General features: G+C 39.5%; 18 protein-coding genes and 1 pseudogene. 5 read left to right on the top strand and 14 right to left on the bottom strand.

What is annotated here, in order from left to right; genetic code table 11:
- Window positions 1-50 precede the first annotated feature (50 nt).
- Window positions 51-479, top strand: a complete 429-nt coding sequence (locus AN486_RS07080; protein ID WP_168636716.1) for a cupin domain-containing protein — start codon at window positions 51-53, stop codon at window positions 477-479.
- Between the two features lie 87 nt (window positions 480-566).
- Here the strand turns inward: AN486_RS07080 and AN486_RS07075 are convergent.
- Window positions 567-971 (bottom strand): annotated as a pseudogene (locus AN486_RS07075) (transposase); the annotation flags it as partial.
- A gap of 52 nt (window positions 972-1,023) precedes the next feature.
- Here AN486_RS07075 and AN486_RS07070 point away from each other — a divergent pair.
- The 3 genes from AN486_RS07070 to wecB all read left to right on the top strand — a co-directional run bounded on the left by AN486_RS07070 (window position 1,024) and on the right by wecB (window position 3,088).
- Entirely contained in the window at window positions 1,024-1,179 is a 156-nt protein-coding gene (locus tag AN486_RS07070) for a hypothetical protein (protein WP_205748596.1), read from the top strand.
- A 610-nt stretch (window positions 1,180-1,789) separates the two neighbouring features.
- The gene (locus AN486_RS07065) at window positions 1,790-1,966 is read left to right on the top strand and encodes a hypothetical protein (RefSeq protein WP_168636714.1); all 177 of its coding nucleotides are present in this window, start codon (window positions 1,790-1,792) and stop codon (window positions 1,964-1,966) included.
- 3 nt (window positions 1,967-1,969) lie between these two features.
- Complete coding sequence (gene wecB / locus AN486_RS07060; RefSeq protein ID WP_168636804.1) at window positions 1,970-3,088, top strand: non-hydrolyzing UDP-N-acetylglucosamine 2-epimerase; 1,119 nt, start codon at window positions 1,970-1,972, stop codon at window positions 3,086-3,088.
- A gap of 70 nt (window positions 3,089-3,158) precedes the next feature.
- On the opposite strand, the gene AN486_RS07055 is transcribed toward wecB, so the two are convergent.
- The 12 genes from AN486_RS07055 to AN486_RS07000 form a co-directional block, all read right to left on the bottom strand.
- On the bottom strand, window positions 3,159-3,506 hold the full coding sequence (locus tag AN486_RS07055; RefSeq protein ID WP_233455551.1) for a peptidoglycan-binding domain-containing protein: 348 nt from the start codon (window positions 3,504-3,506) through the stop codon (window positions 3,159-3,161).
- Window positions 3,481-4,161 (bottom strand): reverse transcriptase domain-containing protein, encoded by a 681-nt coding sequence (locus tag AN486_RS07050; RefSeq protein WP_267902195.1) that lies wholly within the window; start codon window positions 4,159-4,161, stop codon window positions 3,481-3,483. The genes AN486_RS07055 and AN486_RS07050 overlap by 26 nt, the downstream gene beginning before the upstream one ends.
- The gene (locus tag AN486_RS07045) at window positions 4,046-4,321 is read right to left on the bottom strand and encodes a reverse transcriptase N-terminal domain-containing protein (protein WP_290599871.1); all 276 of its coding nucleotides are present in this window, start codon (window positions 4,319-4,321) and stop codon (window positions 4,046-4,048) included. Before AN486_RS07045 ends, AN486_RS07050 begins: the two co-directional genes overlap by 116 nt.
- Before the next feature lie 780 nt (window positions 4,322-5,101).
- Window positions 5,102-6,073: a hypothetical protein gene (locus AN486_RS07040; protein ID WP_290599869.1), complete on the bottom strand. Its 972-nt coding sequence runs from the start codon at window positions 6,071-6,073 to the stop codon at window positions 5,102-5,104.
- 28 nt (window positions 6,074-6,101) lie between these two features.
- Complete coding sequence (locus tag AN486_RS07035) at window positions 6,102-7,118, bottom strand: methyltransferase (protein ID WP_148760636.1); 1,017 nt, start codon at window positions 7,116-7,118, stop codon at window positions 6,102-6,104.
- Between the two features lie 34 nt (window positions 7,119-7,152).
- Complete coding sequence (locus AN486_RS07030; RefSeq protein WP_168465317.1) at window positions 7,153-8,583, bottom strand: GNAT family N-acetyltransferase; 1,431 nt, start codon at window positions 8,581-8,583, stop codon at window positions 7,153-7,155.
- Between the two features lie 185 nt (window positions 8,584-8,768).
- A complete protein-coding gene (locus tag AN486_RS07025) occupies window positions 8,769-9,050 on the bottom strand; it encodes a chorismate mutase (RefSeq protein ID WP_039203516.1) in 282 nt (93 codons plus the stop codon).
- Between the two features lie 356 nt (window positions 9,051-9,406).
- A complete protein-coding gene (locus tag AN486_RS07020) occupies window positions 9,407-10,051 on the bottom strand; it encodes a cupin domain-containing protein (RefSeq protein WP_290599864.1) in 645 nt (214 codons plus the stop codon).
- A gap of 55 nt (window positions 10,052-10,106) precedes the next feature.
- Window positions 10,107-10,685: a hypothetical protein gene (locus tag AN486_RS07015; protein ID WP_148760644.1), complete on the bottom strand. Its 579-nt coding sequence runs from the start codon at window positions 10,683-10,685 to the stop codon at window positions 10,107-10,109.
- A 3-nt stretch (window positions 10,686-10,688) separates the two neighbouring features.
- Entirely contained in the window at window positions 10,689-12,854 is a 2,166-nt protein-coding gene (gene pabB, locus AN486_RS07010; RefSeq protein ID WP_290599861.1) for an aminodeoxychorismate synthase component I, read from the bottom strand.
- A 79-nt stretch (window positions 12,855-12,933) separates the two neighbouring features.
- Entirely contained in the window at window positions 12,934-22,293 is a 9,360-nt protein-coding gene (locus AN486_RS07005; RefSeq protein WP_290599859.1) for a non-ribosomal peptide synthetase, read from the bottom strand.
- Between the two features lie 330 nt (window positions 22,294-22,623).
- The gene (locus AN486_RS07000) at window positions 22,624-23,226 is read right to left on the bottom strand and encodes a DUF3318 domain-containing protein (protein WP_053541292.1); all 603 of its coding nucleotides are present in this window, start codon (window positions 23,224-23,226) and stop codon (window positions 22,624-22,626) included.
- A gap of 74 nt (window positions 23,227-23,300) precedes the next feature.
- Between AN486_RS07000 and AN486_RS06995 the strand changes: the two genes are divergently transcribed.
- Entirely contained in the window at window positions 23,301-23,555 is a 255-nt protein-coding gene (locus tag AN486_RS06995) for a hypothetical protein (RefSeq protein WP_039203522.1), read from the top strand.
- Between the two features lie 427 nt (window positions 23,556-23,982).
- Here the strand turns inward: AN486_RS06995 and AN486_RS06990 are convergent, their stop codons facing one another.
- On the bottom strand, window positions 23,983-24,792 hold the full coding sequence (locus tag AN486_RS06990; protein ID WP_039203524.1) for a DUF874 family protein: 810 nt from the start codon (window positions 24,790-24,792) through the stop codon (window positions 23,983-23,985).
- Between the last annotated feature and the right edge of the window lie 189 nt (window positions 24,793-24,981).

The following is a 24,981-nucleotide window of genomic DNA, read 5'->3' as shown; positions in this document are numbered from 1 at the left end:
TTTATTTTTCCACTTTTTCAGCAAGCCCTAATTACGGTGAAATTAGAACCATGATTATTAACAAAGTTGAATGTATTAAACTAGAAAAGTTCAAAGATGAAGGTCTCTATTCTTATAGTCCACTATCTAGCAATCAGACAATATTATATGAACTCCCTCCCCATAGCGCAGATGATGGTTTGTATTGTCACCGCTTTCAAACAGATCAGTTATTAGTTATGCGAGGGTGTATGGTTTTAGTATTCATAGAAAATCGGCATAAAAATTATATTTTCTTGAATCAAAATGTACCACTACTGGTTACAATTCCTCCAAAAATTCCCCATGCAATCATGAATCCTATTTCTGAACCTTGCTTGTATTTAAATGCTGTTATTCTTCATAACACCCCTCATCCAAAAGATTACCAACCTATTCAAAAACCTTTCCCTTTTGACATGAATCAGGTAAATCAACTATTGGAAAAATTTCGGAATTGAATCATAATTTGAGTCGGCGATTTTTTCAGGGCTATTTCATTCTAAAAAAGATGGTAAAATGGTAGAGATAGCCAGGCATCTATAGGACTAATATTTGATTTTTGAAAAAGCTCCGCACATCTGAAGCATGGGAAAATCAAAGGTAGTGTGTCGGATAAACCATTCAAACATCCATTTTAAATGAGAAAATGTTGGTATCAACGCACAAAAACGTCGAACCCATGTTTTGGCTTGTAACCAAATATCCTCAATTGGATTTTGTATCGGACAATTGGGAGCAAAACGAACACATTGTATTTTCCATTGATCGCTTGAAAGTCCCTGATTAATTTCATCCAAAAAATCTCTAATTTCTTGAGAACGATGGTAACTAGCACCATCCCAAAGGATTAGTAATCGTTGATCAGGAGACTGTTTGAGTAAATAAAGTAAATAATCAATAGTATTTTTTGAATTACCTTTATCGTAACTTTTAATTAGGGCTTGCTGAATAAACATAAAACCGGGACAAATAAATGACTCGATGGGATAGAAAGTGAAAAAGGTGCAAGAAAAAGAGTTAAAATGGGTGAAACCCCTTGCATTAAGGCGCATTAATATGTATAAAAAAGCGCAAGAACAGGAAATAGCACCGGAAAAGCTTAGTGGTGCAGAAAACTTTTTTGAGTTTCACAATGAAAAGCCTGAAGGGTTAAAATAGAAGCTGAAACCCAATGACCTCGTTCGATGTCTTGAGAAATCCCAAATCCATTGTTTCGGGTATAATCCTTTATTTATAGGTGTTTCAGGGGTTTTTGGCACCACTAAGGATGAATAAACATCAGGAAAATTTATTAGTCCGTTTTAACGGACTTGAGCTATGAGACAGGGAATTTATTCCCTGGCGGGTGTGGAAGCCAAACAAATAAGCCATCTGTCCGCAATTCTCATTTTAAGGTTTCATGACATTTAAACCCTTACATTCATAGGGTTTTACAATTCTTAACAAATCCGGCGATAGCGAAGCGCTGCTGCAAGCAGTTCGCTGAAATGGCGCAGACTCGTTTCAAAATGAGAATTGCTGTATCAGTGGTATAATTATTTTTCGGATCACTCTTTTTCTGGAAGCACGCTTTATCTCTTTTCTCTCGTCTAGACTATAGTAAGTAAGCACTTCACAGGATTATAAAGATTTCTTGTTAAAAGATTTTTTACGAGTTTACTCGGTTTGTGGGGTTTCATTACCTGCTAGTCGGGGTTGGTAGTGCAATTGTAGGGACATAATGTTATTATGTCTTTAAGTTATCTGATTTTAAGAAAGAATTTTACGAATGTTAGAAAAGCTAATTTCACTTTCGGGAACAGAAGACCAAAATTTGCAAAAAATATCTGATAATCTTGGCATTTCCGAAGAAAATTTAATTCGTCAGGTTTTAACTGATTTTTTGGCAAGACAAGCGGATGATTTAGAATTTGAAGAATTTATGCATCATACTATAATTATTTAACTAATAACTAATCAACACCGTATTGGCATTATTTTAGGGACTCGTCCCGAAGCTATTAAACTAGCACCAGTAATTCAAGTTTTCCAAAATTCTCCAGACTTTGAATTGCAGGTAATTCTCACAGGACAACATCGAGAAATGGTTGAACAAGTAATGCAATTGTTCAAACTCAAAGCCGATTGGAATTTAGAGATTATGCAGCGACAACAATCTCTTAGTGATATTACTTGTCGAAGTTTACAAGGTTTAGAAGCATTATTTCAAACCCAAGAATTAGATTTTGTAATTGTCCAAGGAGATACAACAACAGCCTTAGCAGCTTTTTATCAAAAAATCCCTTTAGGTCATGTGGAAGCAGGTTTAAGGACTGATGATTTATTTAATCCTTTTCCCGAAGAAGCTAATCGAAGGTTGATTTCCCAACTGACACAATTACATTTTGCGCCAACTACTTTAGCTGTAGAAAACTTACAAAATTCTGGGGTATTAGGAGAGATTCACTTAACAGGAAATACTGTAATTGATGCCTTGTTAAATGTGGCTGCCAAAAAAACAGTTTGCAATATACCTGGGTTAGATTGGCATAAATATAGAACAATTTTAGCAACAGTTCATAGACGACAAAATTGGGGATCACCCTTGCAAGATATCGCCGAAAGTTTTTTACAAATTTTAGAGCAATTTCCTGATACAGCCTTATTACTGCCATTACATAAAAATCCCACAGTTAGAGAACCATTGCAACAGTTATTAGGGAGTCATCCCCGCATTTTCCTGACAGAACCCTTGGATTATGCTGAATTAGTGGGAGCTATTGAGCGATCGCATTTAATCTTAACCGATTCCGGTGGCTTACAAGAAGAAGCCCCCAGTCTGGGTAAACCAGTCTTAGTTCTCAGAGATACCACAGAAAGACCAGAAGCCGTTACCGCCGGGACAGCCAAACTCGTAGGTACACAAACCGCAAATATTGTCACAGCCGCTAGTGAACTACTCAGCAACCCCGACGCTTACACGAAAATAGCCACCGCCATTAATCCCTTTGGCGATGGCCATGCAGCAGAACGCATTCTGCAAATTATCAAAAACTACCTGCAACAGGGAACAGAAAAACAACTTTAGTTATGTTTTTAAACATGGGTAACTATTGCTTCTTACCTCTTACCTTTCAATTAGAGTGATTAGACAGTTCCTAAATACCTAAAGCTCTCCGAGTTTGATAACCAACAACGCCATCTACACGCAGTCCGTTACGTCTTTGGAAGTGACGAATTGCGTTAATAGTTCGTGAGCCATAAACACCATCAACTCTAATCCCTAAAGCTCTTTGAATTTCTCTAACTCGTTCACCTCTTGAGCCATATCCTACCGTTACCCTACCCCCAACACCGTATCCAGAACGATATCTGCGGTGAGAATAGCCAGGAGTATTACCAATCCATCTTTCAGCCGCATAGTATCCTCGGTAACGTCCCGAAGAAATTCTCGCAAATCCATTTCTGACACTAACTGTTTCACACGCGAGATATTTCGCCGCCAAATTTGCTTTTAGCCCCTCTAATTTTCCCGGCTGAATTGACAGGAAATTCTTGGTTTATCAGGCTTTCTAATCCATGTAAAGCGATGGATGCCAATAATGGCGAAATTACACCGCCTTGTGGTGTTCCAGCCGTAGTAGCTGCAAATTTTCCTGAATCTATCACTCCTGATTTTAACCAGGCTTTGATTTGTCGCCTGACTGAACCGTTCATGTTTAATTTCCGAAGTAATGCTTCCTGATTTATGCGGTCAAAACATTGCGATATATCTGCATCTAAAACAAATTTAGATTTTGATACTATGCAGTTTTTGATGTGTTTGATAGCATCATGGCATGACCTACCGGGTCGAAAACCGTAGCTTGATGGCTCAAAACGAGCCTCCCATTCCGGTTCAAGGGTAGCTTTCACTACCGCTTGTAAGGCACGGTCAAAAATAGTGGGTATCGAGAGCGGTCTAAATTCGGTTTTACCTGGTTTTGGTATCCATATCCGCCGTGTAGGTTTGGATTTACCGTTAATGAATAGACCTTTTGCCAAGTTAAAACGCGCTCCTGGGGATAGTGATTTGATACCATCCACTCCGGCGGTCTTTTTTCCCTGGTTGTCTTGTGTTACCCTTCTTACCGCTAATGCCCTGTTCGACCAAGACCTCATTAGGGTTTTCTGGAGGAAAGCGAACTCGTTTTATATCACCACAACGTGAAGCGGCATAGATGCGTTTTTGCAATTTGAAAACATATCGCTCGACTTGTCGCCAGTTGATAGTTTTCCATCCCTCAGTATTCAATGTTGAATCTGATTTGGGCTTATTCATTGCTATTTACACCCCTATATACAGACACATTGCGGGTTACGTCTGCTTATCCTGGACATTACTCCATCCCTTTTCAGGCTTTGACCGTTATTTCGGTCTAGGCTTTTGCTTTTTAACCCATCCCTCCCAAATAAAGCTTTTAGCTTGACTGCTTACCTATATATCGACCACTATAGGAACTATAATTTGGGTTATTTCGTTCCTGATATCCATTGTTTTGAGTCTTTAGGGGGTGTCTATCCACCGGGGGTCTAGGAGGTACGCTGCTTCGGTTGCAAGATCCTAACAGTCCAAACCCTTGTCGGTTATTTCCAACCCAAGGTGTGTCCGAAACACAAGCTTATATCCCTTGGCGAGATCTGACGATGGCTCAACGACACTTTGTTTACTCTCCCCATAAACTCTTGCTTGCAGTTGGTGCTTTCAGCAATTACCACCATTAACCGCTTTCATCCCCGCTTTACAGATTTGATAGTCAGTCTTCTCCATAGGGGCTACCATTACTGGTAGTTATGTGCTTTCAACCCCGCACCAGGGCAGTAAGAATTGGTTCTTTGTGAACCTCACTTACATGGATATCAAGTTGTCATTAGTAGAGGATTAAAGTGCGGACTCAGCCCAATTAGGGTTACTCTACTAAAGCCTGGAATCCCCCCAGAAACTGGGTTTCTCCAGAACGAATCGCACTTGCAGGTATCCCGGCTGTACCCCTTATTCTTGAACAATCTGCTCTTCATAGTCCCCCCAATTATTGAGGGGAATACAAATCGCACTTGTTTATTACCTGCCCAATAATCCTAATCCAAATTTATAGGCACATTCGTCTAAGGCATTTAACAGATAGCCGCCCTCTTGGACTAAACAAAGTGGTATAGATGCTTGGGTGAGAATCTGACCAATTTCCTCGAAAATAGCAGGTGGTAAATGCCAACCGCCATGAGGATCATTGATAATAATGTCATAGCCAACAGAAACAACCATAGCTGCACAACCAAATTCAATTTTGGACTTTTTAACTAGCTGCTTAACTTCAGCTAAAAATTCCTCTAAACTAGGTGAATGGGAAAAAGGAATGAAAGTTTGACTATCATTAGCTGGTTGAACTTCTTTGTAAGGATAACTAAGGATTGTGGAACTGTGAATAGAACCGAACCAAACATCTGGTCGTGATGCTAATAAAGCAGCAGAACCATTGCCAAAATGAAAGTCAATATCAATCAATCCTACTGGACCTATTCCCGATTCCAGAAGTGTAACTACAGCCGCAACTGCATTATTTAAAAAGCAATATCCTCCTAACCAACCAGGCCCAGCATGGTGTCCGGGAGGTCTACACAAAGCATAGGACAAAGAAGCACCATTGACAATTTTCTGTGCGGCGGCGATCGCAGTTCTAGCCCCTTCACGAGACAAGTCGTAGACTCCCGCAAATAGAGGAGTATCTGCGGCAATTCCCTGGTCAACAAACGGATAATCAAACAGTAAGTCTTCTCCTAGCAATGTTCCATTCCAATGAGCTAAAAAGTCAAGATAGGACTGTTCATGAATTTGTTGGAGAATGTTATCAAGATAGCGATCGCTAACCTCAGCCGTGGAAAAATTGCATTCAGGAAGACGCTGTAGACCTTGAATAATCCTCTGGCTACGTTCTTCAACTTCTTGTCCAGCCTTGTTTCCCTCAGAAGTCACAATGATAGGAGATGCTCCTTGCATTTCTGTTTGTAAGACCACCTCAAGGGACAAATTACTCATACAATCACCTCCCGCATTTCAAAAGTTATCAAACACGTACCAGTTCCATCAGGCTCAGGGGCTTTTCTGGAGAGAAAATATTCACTAATTCAAAACCTGATTTTCGGAAAATAGCCTTAAATTCTGCCTGGGTACGCACTAGTCCATGTCCCATACACATCGGATATAAATCTTCCCATTTACTCCAATGGTACTGATTGTCAACGGGAATTACTGGATCGATAACAAGCAGTTTGCCATTTTTAGGCATAGCATAGTTAATGTTTTCCAAAAATTTGACTATACTATCATCATCCCAATCAATCATGATATATGACATAAGATAAATATCACCCCCACTAGGAATGGACTTAAACATATCTCCACCGACTACTTCACATCGTTCATCTACTCCCTCCGCTTTCAGAAACTTAACGGCATCAAAAACTGTCTCAGGCATATCAAAAAGGAGTCCTTGTAAGTGGGGATTATGCTTGAGAATGGCAGAAATAATTAGACCTTGACCGCCTGCTATATCTACGACTTTGCCAACTTTAGAAAAATCATAAGATTTAAGAAGTTGGATTTGACAGTTTTGAGCAATACCAAACATTGATTGACTAAAAATCAAATTAGGTTCAGTATTTTTTTCTAAATACTGCCAGTAATTGTTAACCGAATAAACTGATTTGATAGCTGGCTCACCTGTTTTGACAGTATGGTACATATCTCCAAAAACACGCCAACGCCACTCGTCAATATTAGTTATAGCCAAATATTTTAAAGAGTAAGGATTATCACTTTGAAGATATTCAGCTAGCGGAGTAAGAGCAAAATGACGTGGTTCAACCTCATGGAAAACCCCTACAGTACTAAGACATCGAAGGATGCGATAGAGGGAGGGAGCATGACTTTCAGTAGCTTGTGCCAACTCTTCAACACTTTTTGCTCCTTCTGCCAACAAGTCAGCAATGCTCAACTTCGCAGCAATCCCCAAAGCCTGACTAATCCAAGATGCACAAGTTAACTTGAAAAAATCATCAGGACGTATATCTGTAGTCATCATGTCGCTCCTTATTACTTTAATTGACTTTCACGGGTTATATTGTTATGCTAGATCCAAGGAGTTTCCGCATTCTAGGACCGAAATCTTCAAAGCCACTCTTTTGATAAAAATGGTGGGTATTAGAAAATCTGGGGAATTCATGGGTTGGCAAACATACTTCTAAACGAGAAATTCCCTGTTCATGAGCATAGGTTTCCACAGCTTGAATGAGATTTTCACCGATATTTTGACTGCGATGATCTGGATGAACCCATAGTTCCTGAATCAGTACAAATTGACCTGCCACATGAATCGCTTCTTGCACAGTTAAAGTAATTAAACCAAGGATAGAATCATTGTCTCCTTCTGGATTAGCAATGAAAATAGCACCAGGATATTTCCCTTCAATTACACGCTGACAAATTGCTGTGGCTTCAGCAGGAAGTTGAAATTCTGGAATACCTTTTAATTCTGCTAACAGAGAACCAATACCTGCAAGGACAGCAGGAACGTCAGCCAATTCAGCAGAACGAATCTGGTATGCTTGTTGAGAAATAGCCTTGGGTGTGGACTTTTGTAAAACCGTTCCTGATAGCCAACGAGATGCCATTTCATCTTCTGGGTTATTCAGCATTTCCTGGAAACGCTCTTGCAGCAGTTGGGTAACAGGTCCAGGAAATTGGCTACCGAGAATCTGTCTATCTACCGCAGAAACAGGACGGATCTCATGATAAGTTCCGCTCACAAATACTTCATCTGCCACCATTAAATCGCCCAAAGGCAGAGGTACTTCTCTGACAGGGATATTCAATCTATTTGCAAACTCAATCACTAAACGCCTTGTGACTCCATCAATACTTTGAGGAAGAATAGGAGTATATAAAACAGAGTTTTTGACGATGAAAATATTTGCTCCTGTCATTTCGCAGATAGTTCCATCTGGATTTAACATCAGATTACCGTCAAATCCCATTTTTTTAGCATTGCGATCAGCCGCAGCTTCCACAGCATAGAAGCCACTAATTTTACCTCTAGCGAGGGTAGAACCGGCTTCGGGACGACGGATATGACTAATGCCTAAAGTCAATGGTGGTAAAAATCCTGAACTGTCAGAACGCCAAGCCATAACCAATGCAGCCGAAGGGAATGGGGAAGGATCTAACCCCAAACAATTGCCGTTTGGATATACTAGCAAACGCACATATCCCTGTTGTAAATTGTTCGCACTTACGGCTTGCCACAATGCTTTGATAATTGCTTCGGGTTCCACAGGGGACAATCCCAAAGATAACATTGACAATCGTAATCGGTTGAGATGTAAATCTAATCCTAATATCTTTGAGCCATTGACAGTGGGATAAAGTCGAAATGCTTCAAAGGCAGCAGTTCCAAAATTGAGGGCATGATTATCTACTGGCAAACGTGCTAATTCAGTAGGTACGATGCGTCCATCAAGGTAAGTCCAAGAGCAAAATTCTAAGGCCATATAACAATCCTAAATTTGTTGCAAAAAAATTGTACTCTTTAGAGGGAACAGAAAAAACTCATCTTTAAAAACATGAGATTGGAATAATGAAACTGCTTTTTTGACTGAAGCTCTAAACTCAGAACTAAAGTTTCTTATCTGTTCCCTGTTCCCTGTTCCCTGTTCCCTGTTCCCTTTTTTAGTAATTAACCTTGCGCTTCTATAATCTCATCTTCCATCCGGCAAGTTTCTTGAATGATGAGGCTGTATAATGCGACCATAAAATCTCCATCTAACCCATACTGCATACCCAATTCTCGACGACGCTGTTTCACTGCTTCCACTCGTTCGGGTTGCATCATCGCAATTCCGTGTTGCTTTTTAAAGTTAGCCACCCGCTGACAAATTTCAAATCGCTTGGCTAATGCCTCAACAATCTGAGAATCTACAGCATCAATTTCTGCTCTAAAACCTTCCAATCCACTCATTTTCAGATTCCCAAATTTTCTTACCAATCTTCTCATTTATTCAATACCTTTGCCATTTTTTGTAGGTTGGGTCAAGCGACAGCGCAACCAACGCTCATGTTGGGTTTCATGCTAATTGCTCCGCGTTCACGCAGTGTCCCGCAGGGATACGTTCACGTTCCACAACCCAACCTACCAATCAAGGCTTTTTTTACAGCAGTTTTCATGTATTTGTACCACACGCTAATTTTTCTATTCCTTTCTTCCTTTGCGTCTTTGCGCCTTTGCGTGAGATATAAAATGTGGTTCATTTACCCGAAAATCGCTGTAATTTGGCTAAGGTATTATTAGCATCAATTTTCTTAGAAGTTGGGTATCTATAGTGAAACCTTAACCAAAGAAATAGTTCGATCTGAAGTATTATACCCACTATGGGAAACACCAGGGGGAGCATAATAAATGCTACCATATCCTAAAAGTTTTTCTTCTTCCCCTACTTTCATCATCATTTGCTCATTAACAATAATGCCAATTTCTTCTTTGGTACTTGTATATATGGGTAATTTTGCGTGGGCAGGAATTTCCAAAACAGCTATTTGAAACCATGAACAAGCACCGAATTTACAAGAAAAACCTGTTGTTTTATCTATTGTAGGTTGGAAAGTGAGGATAGGTTCATCAATGACCTGATCTGATTTATCTGATTGAGATCCTATTAAATATTTCATCTCAAATCCCAGAACATTTTCTTGAGAAAGAATCGTAGAACCATGAGGAATATTACTCCCGGCAATATAAGCTCGTTGGAATGGCTCTAAAATTGCTTTCTGATCATTGACATTAATTTCCACAGAACCAGAAAAAAGCATCCCCATTTGGCTTTCTGGATGTTGGTGAGGTTCAAAAATTGCTCCCGGTAAGATATTAGCTAATTGAATAACTATTTCTTGACAATGAAAAAGTGTCAACTCTAAATCTGAACGCGGCTTGATAGTTTGAGAAACTGGGAAAAATGTTGACATTTTCTAATTATGTAAGTTGATATAAATGGGAAGAGAATCAGACACCAGAAAGTTCTCATTGGAAAAGTTGAGGATTTTTGATCCCAATAACTCCCTGCTGTCTATTTTGTTGACGACCATATACGAGCCAAGCTGTTTGGACAGAGCCAATAACTTCATCAACTACTAATACATCAGGATTTTCTTCAGCAAATTGTAAAGCTGCAATACCGCTATCATACTTACCCGCCAGCAAATTTTGACCCACCACGGGCTTGGCCGTTTCATGGATAAAAGTTGAGTAGCGTTCTGTATTTACATAAGCCCGCGTAGCAGGCATTAATCCTAGACTGCGGGGATGTTCTACATCACGACGAGTTAGGAGTCCCATAGCACGAGTTGGACATAAGAAGCTATCAATTACGAATACTTCCCGAAAGTATTTTTCTGTTAATTCATAAACTTTAGGATGAGCAGAGTTTTGGATAATAAAGTCAACTTTACCATCATGTAGTAACTCCAGTGCGTCTAACAGATCATTGAACAGTTCTATTTTGGCATTAGCCACTTCTTGAAACTCAATATAAGATTGAGTCGCTAGTTCATGGCAAGTTCCAACAGGTCCAAGAGTTGCAAAAATTAGTTGTTTATTCATTGCCTACACACCTACTTTTTCATAGTTATCAAAAACCTCTGTTTCTGTTCCCTGGATATAATATTCATCGGGATCAAAAACGCCATTTGTTGTGATCATCAATGCCTGAATCAATGCTTTAGCTTTCAGCATGATTTCTTCAAACTCCATTTGGGGATCAGAAAGTGCCACAATACCACCGCCAACACCAATGGAAGTTTGTTCGTCCGTGATCACAGCAGTACGAATAACAATATTCAAATCGGCTGAACCATTTAATCCTAAAAAGCCAATAGACCCAGAGTAAACTCCCCGTGCTTCTTGCTCTAATCGATCAATAATTTCCAGGGTTCTAATCTTAGGTGCGCCCGTCATAGAACCCCCAGGAAAGGCGTTACGAATGCAGTCTACAGCACTCATATTAGCGCGTAATTGACCACGAATTGTTGTCACCAATTGATGTACTGTAGCGTAGGTTTCCACAGCCATTAATTTGGGAACATGAACCGTTCCCACTGCACAAACCCGTCCCAGATCATTTCTAAGTAAATCCACAATCATCAGATTCTCCGCTCGATCTTTTTCGCTATTTTGCAAGCGATCGCGTAGAATAAAATCTTCTTCAGGTGTTTTTCCTCGTGGTAATGTTCCCTTGATGGGTTTTGTTTCTGCCCAACCTTGGCGATCAATTTGCAGAAATCGTTCTGGAGATGAACAGGCAATTCCCACATCACCAAAGCGCAAAAATGCAGCATAAGGAGCAGGATTGATGCGGCGTAATGAACGATAGAACTCTAGCGGATCAGGTGTTGTATCTGTGTAAATCTGGTTTGTTAAACAAACTTGATAAGTTTCTCCTTCGTGAATTTCTTGTAAGCATTTTTCAATATCATCAAGATAAGTCTTTTTAGACCTGCTTAATCTAAAAACAACAGGTGTTTTTTCGTTTTGAGGAACAATAGGCGACAGAGGAGGAAGATTGTTAACTTGGTGTGTGATCGCTTCAAACCAATCTTCGGCGGAGGCTGTTTTTCCTTTCTGAATTAGACAAAGCAGATAGATAGTTTGCTCTTGGTGATCAATTGCAATCATTCGATCTGCTAACATAAACATGGCATCAGGTAAGGCAGATGTGTGATTGAATTTTCCTCCAGATTCTGCCTTTAATTCATAGCCAAAATAACCCACAAACCCGCAGTTAAAATCAAAAGGTAAATGCTCAGATGAGCAATGTCGTCGTTGAATTTCCCGCTGGAGATAATCAAAAATCCCCTCTGTTTTGAAACTGACAGTATCGGACTGTGTAATTGTCAGTTCCTGCCCTTGCGTCCGATAATGAATTAGGAGACTGTTTTCACCACTGTTATCTCCCATGAAAGAAAAGCGAGAAAGACCAGGTTCAACCCGACTGCTATCTAACCAAAATGCACTGGCTGATTTACTAAACAAATGTACAAACATCTGTTCTGTATCGGGACACAAATTCAATTTGCGCGTACAAAGTTCAAATTCCTGTTGCTGTTTTTTGTTAGTAGAATTTGTGGGTAAAGTCTCATTCCCGTTATTTCCTGTCCAATAATGTTTTTTCGGACTTTTATCTCGTTCCTGGGCAAATTTTTGGGTAATCTCTTTAAAATTCTCAAACAAAGTATGTCCATACTCAGTACAGATGGACTCTGGATGAAACTGCACACCCCACATTGGTAAAGAGCGATGGCGCATTCCCATGATCAGGTTGTCCTCTGTCCACGCTGTTTTTTCTAAACAGTCCGGTAGGTCATCTGCAACCAGCAAAGAATGGTAGCGCACCACAGAAAAAGGAGAAGGTATTCCCGCAAACAAATCAGTAGCAGTATGATAAACCTCACTGAGCCGACCATGTCGAACTTCAGGCGCGTGAATAACTTTTCCTCCATAGCTAAATCCTAGTCCCTGATGTCCCAAGCAAACGCCTAGAAGTGGTACTTGGGCATTTTCAATCATTTGACGACAAATACCAAAATCTTTTGATTTTTCTGGACGACCAGGACCTGGTGAAATCACGATGTTATCAAATTCCCACTGTTTGAGTTCATCCCATATAACTTGATCGTTACAAATCACAGTGGGATACTCTCCATTGACTTCTGCAATCAATTGGTAAAGGTTAAAAGTATAAGAATCGTAGTTGTCAATAATCAGGGTTTTCATGTTTAAATCCTCTTAATTAACTCGTCAAAAGGGCTAAAGCCCAACTACATACAAAAGTTTGATAGGTTTCCAGCAATTTTTATCCATAAACTCTATCTTTTAAGATTTCAACATAATTTTGCAGCATTAATTGAATATCTTTGTAACTAAAGTATGTCTGATCGTATTCTACATGAATGCTGACATTTCCTGATAATGATTCCATGGAAATAGCATAATTTAAAGGAAAGTTAAACTTGTCATAAATCATTTTTCTCTGTACCTTTAAGCTAGTATGCTTGTCCACAGTTTTGGTATTATGGAAGTTTACAAAATTAAACGTAGCCAAAAATAATTCCGTTGTTTTTTGATCTGACAAAATTTCCAGCAGTGGATATCTCACACAAGGTTCAATATCAATTAGGGTTTGCTGGACATTTTTAATTTGCACACTTTTATCTTCTGTAATTGTTTGACAAAATGGCACAATATTCCAGAATAAACCCAAAGCTCCGAAGGGATCAGATAATCTTTCTATCCTACCATTAGAAATAACTCCTACAGAAACCTGATTTTCTTTCATGACAATACTAATGAGATCCAGGTATGTACTCAAGAAAATTGCTTTTGGTGAAACTTTCAATTTCCGACAGTATTCACGTAAATCAATAATTATTTCTACATCAAAGTTTTCTTCTACAGATTTTACTTGATCTCCTGAAGTTTTTAATGGCTGTAATGCTTGATATTCATAATTTTGTAAGTGAAGTTTCCAGAAATTTGATGCCTCTGTTGAGCTAATGATTTCTTTCTCTAAAGCGACAAATTCCTGATGCACATTATTTGCAGGAATCACGGTTATTTCTTCTCCTTGCTTGAGAGCAGAATATAATTCCTCTAGTTGATTTACAAATTCAATACTACTCCAACCATCTGTAATTGCATGGTGCATTGACATGAAGAATTCAATGTGATTTTCAGCTTTAGCGAAAATCCATAATCTAAAAAGTGCTTCATTGCAATTCTCAACGTTGAATAAATTTTGCCTATCTTGCTTTATGATTGCATCAATGTAATTTTCCTGTTCGTCTGATTTGATGTGACTAATATCTTTTTCATTGATGGAAAAATTCAGATTGTTTCTAACCACTTGACATACTGGTTTTCCGTTCTGAAAAATAAACACCGTTCTCAGAGTTGGATGTTTTTCTACTAGAATTTGTAGAGCTTTCTTGAAGACACTTATAGAAAGATTTTCATCATATATATCTAATAATTCCTGTCCATGATAAACCCCCATTTTTTGATGATCATTCGCGTAATGATGCAACATAAACTCCTGCATTTTGGCAAGAGGATATGCGAATTGTGTATCATCAGGTAATAACTCAGAGATATCTTGAGTCAGTTCTAATAAATGTAGGGGGACAGGAACATTATTTTCCTGATGCTGATGATTATTTATTGGTTGAGAAAAGCCGTAAATTTCCTGGTTTGCAGATACATCAATAGATAAACAATGAGTAATTAGAAAACGCAAATTTGCTGCAAAATCTTCAGCGAGATTTTCAATAGTGTCTCGGTGGTGAAAATTTTCGCTGTAAGTCCAATCTAGTTTTAACTGACCATCTACTACGAGTCCATTAATATCTAGTAAATGACTGCAATTCTCTTGCTGGCTATGTTCCGCTCCCACTGATTCAGAAGCTAGTTTAAAGAAGGAATTTTCTTGTCTTCCCCAATCGAATTGTCCCAAATAATTGAAACTAACTTCAGCTTTTGGCATTGTTGAAAGTTGAGAGATAATATCTTTATCCCCACTCAAATAGCGCAGCAAACCGTAGCCAATACCTCGGTTGGGAACAGCACGCAGTTGTTCTTTGATCGACTTAATAGCATCTCCCAGATTATCTGTTGCTTTTAACTCTAAAAGTACGGGAAAGATGGTCGTAAACCAACCGACTGTCCTCGATAAGTCTACATCTTCAAAAATATCTTCTCGTCCATGACCTTCAAGATCAAGTAACACAGAATTACTACCAATCCAACTACCTAAAGTCTGCAATAAAGCAGTTAGCAAGATATCATTAATCTGGGTTTTATAAGCTTTAGGAACTTCCTGTAATAAAGCGCGGGTTTCCTCAGGTGAGAGTGAGACTGATATGATCTGATTGAATGCTACAGTATTAGCACCCAAGGCATGATCAACTGGTATACGGGTTATCTGTGTACGTGAAATACCTTGCCAATTAGTTAGTTTTTGCTTGGCAATATCAGACTGTGCGTAAGAATTTAGTTTCTCAGCCCAATATTTAAAAGAGGTCGTTTTAGGACGAAACTGAATTTTTTCACCGCGACTAATCTGTTGGTAAGCTGTTTCTAAGTCTTCTAACAAAATTCGCCAAGAAACGCCGTCTACTGCTAGGTGATGAATAATTATTAATAATCGGCTGGATTTGTTAGTACCTAGACCAAAAAACGCTACTTGCACTATTGGACCAGAAGCAAGATTTAAGCTAGTTTGTAGGGAACTAGCAGTGGCTTCGATAGCTGCTTTTTGTTCTGCATCTGGTATGTCCGATAAATCTACATAAGAAAAAGGAATAGTATCATCAGAGGTAATATTAATCTGTTCCTCATCGGCAGGACAACGTAAGCGCAGAGTATCATGATGTAATAATAATTTTCGCATCACTTCTGGGAATAAAGTCCAGTCAACTACCCCAGATAATTCCAGCAGCAATGACTGATTAAAGTGGTGAGGTTCGGGGAAATTTTGCTCTTTGAACCAGTGTTGAATAGGTGTCAGCGGTAATAATCCTGTTACCAAACCTTGTTCTGCTTTCACCGTCTGAGTGATGTTAGTTACTGCCGCCAATTCAGCAATCGTCTGGTTTTGAAATATCTGTTTAGCCGTTAATTGTAATCCAGCTTGTTTAGCTTTAAAAATAATCTGAATACTGAGAATAGAATCTCCACCCAACTCAAAGAAATTGTCATGGATACCAACTTGTTTAAGATGCAGAACTTCACACCATATTTTTGCTAGTATTTCTTCAGACTCCGTGCGCGGTGCTGCTAGACCCGTTTCTATTTTATGGCTTGTTGTATCAGGTTTAGGTAAACCACGCCGATCTACCTTACCATTAGGGGTAAGAGGCAGAGCATCCAAAACCACAAAAGCAGAAGGTATCATGTAATCTGGTAACTTCTGTTTCAGGAAAGAACGCAATTGCGACTGGGGTAAAGACGTTTCATTCAACGTCCCTACTATGTATGCAACTAAGCGTTTAGAACCTGGAATATGATCAGAATCAATCACTACCGCTTCTGATATTTGGGGGTGTGTAATCAGTAAAGTTTCAATTTCCCCCAGTTCAATGCGAAAACCGCGTATTTTCACCTGATTATCAATGCGACCCAAAAACTCAATATTCCCGTCGGGTAAATAACGAGCTAAATCCCCTGTTTTGTAAATACGTTCTAATGGATTAAAAGGATGAGGAATAAATTTTGCATCTGTTAAATCTGGACGGTGGAGATAACCTCTAGCTAAACCCATACCACCAATATGCAACTCCCCTGGTACACCCATAGGAACTGGTTGTAAATAGCTATCAAGAATATAAATCTGCACATTATCAAAAGCATTGCCAATTACTTGTTTTGGCTGTGTATCCTCTGTTGCTAACTTTGATAAGTCGTATACTGTTGACAATACCGTTGCTTCTGTTGGCCCGTAGCCGTTCATTAATAGCGGTGGTGCTTTTAAATTCTGAATACTTGACCTCTCCTCCATGCACTTTTGCCACAACTTTAATTTTTCTGGTAGCCATTGCTCTCCCCCAGTTGATAACAATCTTACTGATGGTGGTAGGGTTTCATTGGTTGTTGCTAATTCAGCCGTTAACTGCTGCCAGTAGGCTGTTCCCACCATTAATACTGTTAATTTCCATTCCCAGCACTTCTGTACAAATGTGGAGACAGCACCCAACATTTCGGCAGTCCGTAGCACTAAAGTTCCACCACATATTAAACAGGGATAGATTTCTTCTGCGGCTGCGTCAAAACTAATAGATGCTGCTTGAAGAACTCTGTCTTTATTGTTCATCCCATACTTATCTCTTACGGTTTGGGTTAAATTCACTAAAGACCGATGTTCAATCATTACTCCTTTCGGCTTTCCTGTGGAGCCAGAGGTATAAATTACATAGGATAAATTATTGGCTTTAACTTGAGTTTGTGGGTTTTTGTCGCTTTGAGTGCTGATTAATTCCCAATCGGTATCTAAACAGATCACCTCTAAGCCAGTATTTGGTATTGAGTTCACTAACTGCTGTTGAGTTAGTAGCACTTTTGCCTGAGAATGATCTAACATATAAGCTAAACGCTCGGCTGGATAAGCTGGATCTAAAGGAACATAAGCACCACCAGCTTTGAGAATCCCTAATAATCCTACTACCATTAACAGCGATCGCTCTACACATATTCCTACTAAAACTTCTGGATTCACACCCAGTTTTTGCAGATAATTTGCTAGTTGATTTGCCCGTTGATTTAATTCCTGATAAGTTAGTTTTTCCCCTTCAATCTCTACTGCTACAGCGTCAGGTGTTTTTATTACCTGTTCTTCAAACAATTGATGGATACATTTATCTAATGGATAATCTTTTTTAGTATTATTCCAATCAACTAATAATTGATATTGCTCAATTTCTGTTAACAATGGTAATTGGGAAATAGGTTGCTGTGGATTGGCGACAATTCCTGTTACTAAAGTGTGGAAATTTCCTGCCATGCGAGCAATTGTTGAATCATCAAACAAGTCGCTATTATATTCCCATTCGGCTATCAATCCAGAAGAAGTATTCTCAATTGAGAGAGCTAAATCGAACTTCGCTATTCCCGTTTCCACAGGAAATGAACTTATACTTAACCCTGGCAAATCTAAACTTGATATAGGAACATTCTGGAGATCAAACATGACCTGAAACAGAGGCAAGTGACTCAAAGAACGCTGAGGTTGCAAAGCATCAACCAATTTCTCAAAGGGCAGGTCTTGATGACTGTATGCTTGCAGAGATACTTCCCGCACCCTCATTAGTAACTGCTCAAAACTGGGGTTGTCTGACAAATCAGTTCGCAGCACTAAAGTATTCACAAAAAGACCAATTATCCCTTCTATTTCCGGACGATTACGACCAGCAATGGGTGTACCAATTACAATATCCTTTTCCCCTGTGTAACGATAAAGCAAGGTAACAAAAGCCGCAAAAAACGTCATAAATGGGGTAACTCCCGCACCCTTGCTAAGTAGGTTCATGGACTCACCTAGGGACTGAGGAAGTGTAAATTGTTGATGTTTTCCCCGGTTTGTTTGAATAGCAGGTCTGGGTCTATCGGTAGGAAGTTCTAATAAGGTGGGAGCGCCTTGAAGTTGTTTCTGCCAATAGGATAACTGCTCTGTAATTCTCCCTTGTTCCCACCACTGTCGCTGCCAAACGGCAAAGTCTGCATACTGTATGGGTAATTCAGGCAGTTCAACAACTTTTTGAGGGGTTTTGTCATTACAGAATGCAGTGTAGAGTGTTGCTAATTCTTGGACGAATACACCCACTGACCAACCATCAAAAATAATATGGTGCGCTGTGAGGATAAAAATGTATTCTGTCGAGTCAATCTGTAAAAGAGTGGCACGTATTAAAGGTTCTCTTTCTAGATCAAAAGATCGCACTGCCTCATTTTGAACTAATCGCTGCATTTCCACTTCTCGTTCCTCGGTCGGCATATACAGCAAATCTACAATTTCTAGTGGCAAAAAAAGAGTTTCAGCAATAACCTGAATAGGTTGATCTTCTTGTGTGACAAAGTTTGTCCGTAACGCTTCATGTCGGCGGGTAATTTCGTTCAGGCTCGATTGTAGCGCAGTTACATTAAGTTTCCCGCTAAACCGCCAAAGGATAGGGATGTTATAAAACGCACTATTGGGATCTAATTTGTCTAAAAACCACAATCTCGCTTGTGCAAAGGAGAGCGGGAGGTTTTCTGTCCTACCAACTGGTTTAATTGCAGAAAGATCGTCCTTGTGTAGAAATACCGAAATCTCTGCTTTATGTTCAGCCTGGAGTTGTGGTGTCAAACTTTTTGTTTGCAGTTCTGGCAATTTCCCCTGAATTGTCTCACAATACTCGGCAAAACTAGCTATAGTTGGTGCTGTAAATAAAGTGCGGACGGACAAATCCATCTGCAAGATTTGACGTAGCCGAGATATGATTTGGGTAGCGAGCAGGGAATGACCACCGATTTCAAAGAAGTTATCGTGTATACCTATATTTTCTAAATGAAGCACCTCTTCCCAAACAGTAGCAATTGTTCGCTCCACATCCGTTTGGGGTGCAACGTAATTTGCTGCTGAGTCAGGTCTATTTTGGTCAGGTTTCGGTAAATTGCGCCGATCTACCTTACCATTCGGAGTTAGAGGTAAAGCATCTAAAACCACAAAAGCAGAAGGTATCATGTAATCTGGTAACTTCTGTTTCAGGAAAGAGCGCAATTGCGACTGGGGCAAAGAGGTTCCAGAGGAAGTTTCTACGATATATGCAACCAATCGTTTAGAACCAGGAATATCATCAGAATCAATCACTACCGCTTCTGATATTTGAGGATGTGTAATTAGTAAAGTTTCAATTTCCCCCAGTTCAATGCGAAAACCGCGTATTTTCACCTGATTGTCAATGCGACCCAGAAACTCAATGTTACCGTTAGGTAAATAGCGAGCTAAGTCTCCTGTTTTGTAAATACGTTCTGATTGCTTAAAGGGATGAGCAATAAATTTTGCATCTGTTAGATCTGGATGGTGGAGATAGCCTCTAGCTAAACCCATACCACCAATATGCAATTCCCCTGGTACACCAATAGGAACGGGCTGGAGGAAGCTATCAAGAATATAAGTCTGGACATTATCAAAAGGAGTGCCAATGATTTGCTGTCCCTGTGTATTCTCTAGGCGCAACTCCGATAAATTGTATACCGTTGATAATACGGTTGCTTCTGTTGGTCCATAGCCGTTCATTAACATCGGTGGCGCTTTTAAATTCTGAACGCGCGATCTATATTCCATGCTCTTTTGCCACAGGTTCAATTTTTCTGGCAGCCATTGTTCTCCACCATTAGCTAACAACCTTACTGATGGTGGTAGGGTTTCATTGGTTGTTGCTAATTCTGCCGTTAGCTGGTGCCAGTATGCTGTTCCCATCATTAATACTGTTAATTCCCATTCCCAGCACTTCTGGATAAATGTGGAGACAGTACCCAACATTTCAGCAGTCCGTAGCACTAAGGTTGCACCAGAGACTAGACAGGGATAGATTTCTTCTGCGGCTGCGTCAAAACTGATCGATGCAGCTTGCAGAACTCTGTCTCTATTGCTCATCTCATATTTGTCTTTTACCGTTTGGGCAAAGTTCGCTAAAGACCGATGTTCAATCATTACTCCTTTTGGCTTCCCTGTGGAGCCAGAGGTATAAATTACATAGGCTAAATTATTGGCTTTAACTTGAGTTTGTGGGTTTTTATCGCTTTGAGTGCTGATTAATTCCCAATTGGTATCTAAACAAATTACTTGTAAGTCAGTATTCGGTATGGAGTTCACTAACTGCTGTTGAGTTAGTAGCACTTTTGCCTGAGAATCATCCAACATATAAGCTAAACGTTCTGCTGGATAAGCTGGATCTAAAGGAACATAAGCACCACCAGCTTTAAGAATCCCTAATAATCCTACTACCATTAACAGCGATCGCTCTACACAAATTCCTACTAAAACCTCTGGATTTACACCCAGTTTTTGCAGATAATTTGCTAGTTGATTTGCCCGTTGATTTAATTCCTGATAAGTTAATTTTTCCCCTTCCAACTCTACCGCTATAGCGTCGGGTGTTTTGATTACCTGTTCTTCAAACAATTGATGGATACATTTATCTAATGGATAATCTTTTTTAGTATTATTCCAATCAAATAATAATTGATATTGCTCAATTTCTGTTAACAATGGTAATTGGGAAATAGGTTGCTGTGGATTAATTAAAATACTTTCTAGTAAGGTTTGATAATTTCCTGCTATTCGTTCTACAGTGGAAATATTAAACAGATCAGTGTTGTATTGCCAGCAAAAATTAAACTCACTACCAGTTTTAATAATCGCCAAATCTATATCAAATGCTGATCCTCGTTGATGTCCTTCTATTAAGAATGGCGACATCACTAAAGATGATTTTTGGCTATTATCATACCAGCGATGCTCTTGCCAAGTTAAAGAAACTTGAAACAGAGGAGAACGACTAGAATCTCTTTCAGGAATAAGCTGTTTTACTAATAGGGGAAAGGGATAATCTTCATGTTTCTTACCCTCAGAAACTGTGCGACGTATTTGAGCAAGAAAATCTCTGAAGGTGGGATTTTCCCCTAGATTTGCACGTAATACTACGGGGTCTGTAAAATAGCCAACAATACTTTCAAACTCCTTGTTACCTGACCGACCCGCAACCGGACAACCTACTAGGATGTCTTCTTGTCCTGATAAGCGGTAAAATAGAATAAAAAATGCAGCCAGGAAAATTCTATACAGGCTTGTTTTTTCTAATTCTGACAACTTTCTCAGCCTGGAAAGCAATTCTTCATCTAACTTGATGATGTGTGTGCTACCAGAGTAGGTTTGCACATTTGGTCTAAGTTTATCTACGGGCAAGTCTAAGACTGGCAACTCACCTATTAATTGTTTATGCCAGTATGCTGAAATTTGTTCACCTTGAGAACTTGACAACATCTCGGTCTGCCAACTTACATAATCTGTGTATGATAGCTTTGGAAGAGAGAGACTATTATCTGTTTGAGAATTATAAATATCTGAATTTTCAATAATTTGTAAGTCAGCTTGAGACGATGTTTTTACTTCTGTAGCATACAGAATTTGCAGTTCATTTAATAATATGTCAAAAGACCACATATCTCCAGCAATGTGGTGCATGGCCAGTAATTGGATATGTTCTTCTGATGATCTTGTAAATAGATGTACCCGCAATACTGGACCTGTTTCCAAGTTGTAGGGACGCTCGGTTTCTGTCAGAATTTGTTTTTTCAAGTAGTCTAAATTCCAAGCAGAAGCATCTGTTATTTTAATATCTATCTCTTGGTATGGGTGAATTACTTGAATAGGTTGATCTTCATGCTGTGTATAGGTAGTTCGCAGGATGGGATGACGTTCTACAATTTGCAGCCAAGCTCTGTGCCATGCTTCCAAATCTAACTCTGAGCTTATCTGCACTGTTGTATAGATATTGTATGCGATGCTTTGGGGTGCTATCTGGTCAAGAAACCACATCGCTTGTTGACCGTAGGAGAGGGGAAATGATTTCGCTTCCTCTGTAAGTTGTGGCTGCCTTTCCAAAGAAGAATTGCTTTGCATTGCTAATTTATAACTTTGTTATCTGTGAGTTTAATTGTAGTCGTTAGGGGCGTACAGAAAATAGCACAACCATAATAACAGAAATTCGTACTATGATTCTTCGATTTCTAAGAGGATGTTTGAAAAGTTTTAGGTTGTGATTTTAGGCACTTACAGATCCCCCCTAACCCCCCTTGTTAAGGGGGGAACTAGAGTCAAAGTCCCCCTTTTTAAGGGGGATTTAGGGGGATCTAAAAATATTTGATACACCATGAGGGACTTTTCAAACACCCTCTAACGGGTAAATGGGTATCCTGGTATCTACGTTCCCTGTTCCCTTTGAATGTACATCTATTGATAATTTTTAGGGATACCAACTTGTGATAAACCAGCAATTACTTTCAAGTTTTGACAACGAATTAATTCACTAAAATTTAAACCAGAACGCCCTTCTATTGTTCCTACGGCTTCAATAGCTGTTAACAAATGTTGGGCGGCTTCAGTTTCTGAATAACCCCGTCTTTGGGCGATTCTAATAGCGACTGTATCAGCAGTTAATTCTGACTCCTGGGATTTATTCGTGCGCCAAATCCGGATAGCCGCTACAGCACTTAATCCCCCGGCTATTACCACACCTACCACATCCGCCTGGACTGCTTCGAGTATTCCCCCTACAAGCCCTGCTAACACCACACCTTGATAAACATTAGGTTGCAGCCATTTCACCCCTATTAACCAGCTTACCTTCTGTAATAGGAGTAAATCTCGTTGGGGTTTTGTCAACCGTCTCCATAAGTCGAAATTAATATATATTGGTCTTGCTTGACTTAAAGGCAAAGGAAAAGCCGCATCTATTACCTGTTTTTGTTCTGGTTTACTGACGATTTTAGTCATCATTCGCCCAGAAGCGGGCATTACATCCAACAACCGACGAATTTCAATATTTGGTTCCATAACACCCATTATTAGTCATAATTATGTATATTCAATGACTACTAAGATTACACTCTATTCCACTTTATATTTATATGGACGCTTTTGATCCCAATCCGCCAGAATGGACTAATCAAGCCGTACACGCCTACCAGTTTCATTGTCCCAAATGCCATGCTGGTAGTCGAGATGCTGTTAATGTGTGGTTAAATAGAAGGTCTCCTGTAAGTACCCCAGATCGTCGTCGGAAGTGGCAAGAATTCTATCATTGTCAATGCAGTTATGTCTGGTGGGCTTGGAGTAATGACAGACCACCGACGGATTTATCTAAGCAAAATCAAAATAATTAACTGCTTTGAGGCAGAGCCTCTATATGGCATTCCCAGTCGGAGACTGGGAACGAGAGATTTTGTTTATAAGGAAGAACGCCGAAAACCCTTGAAAATGTGGCTTCCTGAGTCAGCCACATTTGGGCTTTAGACAAGGGATGAAGGCTAGAGGCTTTCCTTTATCCTGCATTGACGTTAATTTGAAAATTTGAAATTATTTCAAATTTTCATCCATATTCGTGATACAATTAAATTTTCACTAAAGACATAAAAAGCTACCGAGGGACTCTCGGAAAGTTACGCTTGTCAGATATGATTTCGCCCGCCAGGGCAAACGAAATCAGGGCAAGAACCCAAATATTTAAGGAACCCTGCCTGAAACTGGGATAACTGAGGGATATAGACTGAAACTCTCTATAGAATCTCCGCGTCTTTAGACCGGAGAGTGTCAATCTAAATCTGGTTCAACACCAAGCGCACGAAGTTGGGCAATTAATCTTTCGGTTTTTTGCCTTTCTTGTTCTAACTTTTGTCTTTCTTGTTCAGCTTTTTGTCTTTCCTGTTCAGCTTTCTGTCTTTCTTGTTCAGCTTTCTGTCTTTCCTCCTCTGTGCTGGTTAATATCCAATTACCGTCTTTGTCGTACCAACGTAACCAAGGCATTTCGACGTTTTTATAACTTCCTTGCCACACTCCTAAACCTAATTCTATTTCGGGAATCCAAAACCGAAAATCTGATAATTTTACTTCAGCATAACGAGCGCCTGTTAACTGAAACATTCTAAATTCAGATTTATAACGATCAAAGATGGCGTAATAGGGTACTCTTAAAATTTGTTCGTAAACTTCCCATTTACCAGGAGGTTTTTCTACATCTCTTAATATTGTCCCTAAGTCTTCTTTCTCTGTTCCTGGTGAGAGTAATTCAACAATAATATGAGGATTAACCGCTTCTTGCCAAACCACATAACTTAACCGCAAATCTCTTTTGTCATAAAGAGAGGGAACACCTAACACTGCAAACCAATCAGGGCGTTTATACCATGAAGGATGACGCAAATCATAGTAAAGATTCAGATCACTTCCTGTAAATATTTGGTCGCTAGGATAGTCAGGGGGACGGAATGTTTCTGCTAATAATTGTGGTTGGAATAAATGAAATTGATCTGGCAAACCAGGTTCCTCCGGGTCTTCGCTAGGAAGATCATACATTGTCGGTAATGTTTCTTTAGGGGAAAGTGGCGGATCTGTTTGATACATTCTTAACAATCCTAAAGATAGAATTTCTATTTCTAAAATGTAGCAATAATTCAGAAGTTGTGGTTTTATTTTAGCATTATATTAAGACAGATAAGGCAGAGCCTCTAAAATAACATTCCCAGTCAGAGACTGGGAACGATTTATACAGGTGATCAAGCTTCACAAAACACATGATAGCGGCTGCGTCCC

This window comes from Anabaena sp. AL93, from assembly GCF_001672085.1.
GTDB classification, from domain to species: Bacteria; Cyanobacteriota; Cyanobacteriia; order Cyanobacteriales; family Nostocaceae; genus Dolichospermum; species Dolichospermum heterosporum.
The sequence above is the reverse complement of the archived record's forward strand: the minus strand, read 5'-3'. Positions and strand labels throughout refer to the sequence as shown.

Bases quoted from the DNA above. Each gene is read 5' to 3' on its own strand.
- AN486_RS07080 (WP_168636716.1), top strand. From the start codon at position 51: ATGATTATTAACAAAGTTGAATGTATTAAACTAGAAAAGTTCAAAGAT.
- AN486_RS07020 (WP_290599864.1), bottom strand. From the start codon at position 10,051: ATGTCAACATTTTTCCCAGTTTCTCAAACTATCAAGCCGCGTTCAGAT.
- AN486_RS06990 (WP_039203524.1), bottom strand. From the start codon at position 24,792: ATGTATCAAACAGATCCGCCACTTTCCCCTAAAGAAACATTACCGACA.
- pabB (WP_290599861.1), bottom strand. From the start codon at position 12,854: ATGAAAACCCTGATTATTGACAACTACGATTCTTATACTTTTAACCTT.
- AN486_RS07065 (WP_168636714.1), top strand. From the start codon at position 1,790: ATGTTAGAAAAGCTAATTTCACTTTCGGGAACAGAAGACCAAAATTTG.
- AN486_RS07005 (WP_290599859.1), bottom strand. From the start codon at position 22,293: ATGCAAAGCAATTCTTCTTTGGAAAGGCAGCCACAACTTACAGAGGAA.
- AN486_RS07045 (WP_290599871.1), bottom strand. From the start codon at position 4,321: ATGAATAAGCCCAAATCAGATTCAACATTGAATACTGAGGGATGGAAA.
- AN486_RS07035 (WP_148760636.1), bottom strand. From the start codon at position 7,118: ATGATGACTACAGATATACGTCCTGATGATTTTTTCAAGTTAACTTGT.
- AN486_RS07040 (WP_290599869.1), bottom strand. From the start codon at position 6,073: ATGAGTAATTTGTCCCTTGAGGTGGTCTTACAAACAGAAATGCAAGGA.
- AN486_RS07000 (WP_053541292.1), bottom strand. From the start codon at position 23,226: ATGGAACCAAATATTGAAATTCGTCGGTTGTTGGATGTAATGCCCGCT.
- AN486_RS07025 (WP_039203516.1), bottom strand. From the start codon at position 9,050: ATGAGTGGATTGGAAGGTTTTAGAGCAGAAATTGATGCTGTAGATTCT.
- AN486_RS07050 (WP_267902195.1), bottom strand. From the start codon at position 4,161: ATGAGGTCTTGGTCGAACAGGGCATTAGCGGTAAGAAGGGTAACACAA.
- AN486_RS06995 (WP_039203522.1), top strand. From the start codon at position 23,301: ATGGACGCTTTTGATCCCAATCCGCCAGAATGGACTAATCAAGCCGTA.
- AN486_RS07030 (WP_168465317.1), bottom strand. From the start codon at position 8,583: ATGGCCTTAGAATTTTGCTCTTGGACTTACCTTGATGGACGCATCGTA.
- AN486_RS07015 (WP_148760644.1), bottom strand. From the start codon at position 10,685: ATGAATAAACAACTAATTTTTGCAACTCTTGGACCTGTTGGAACTTGC.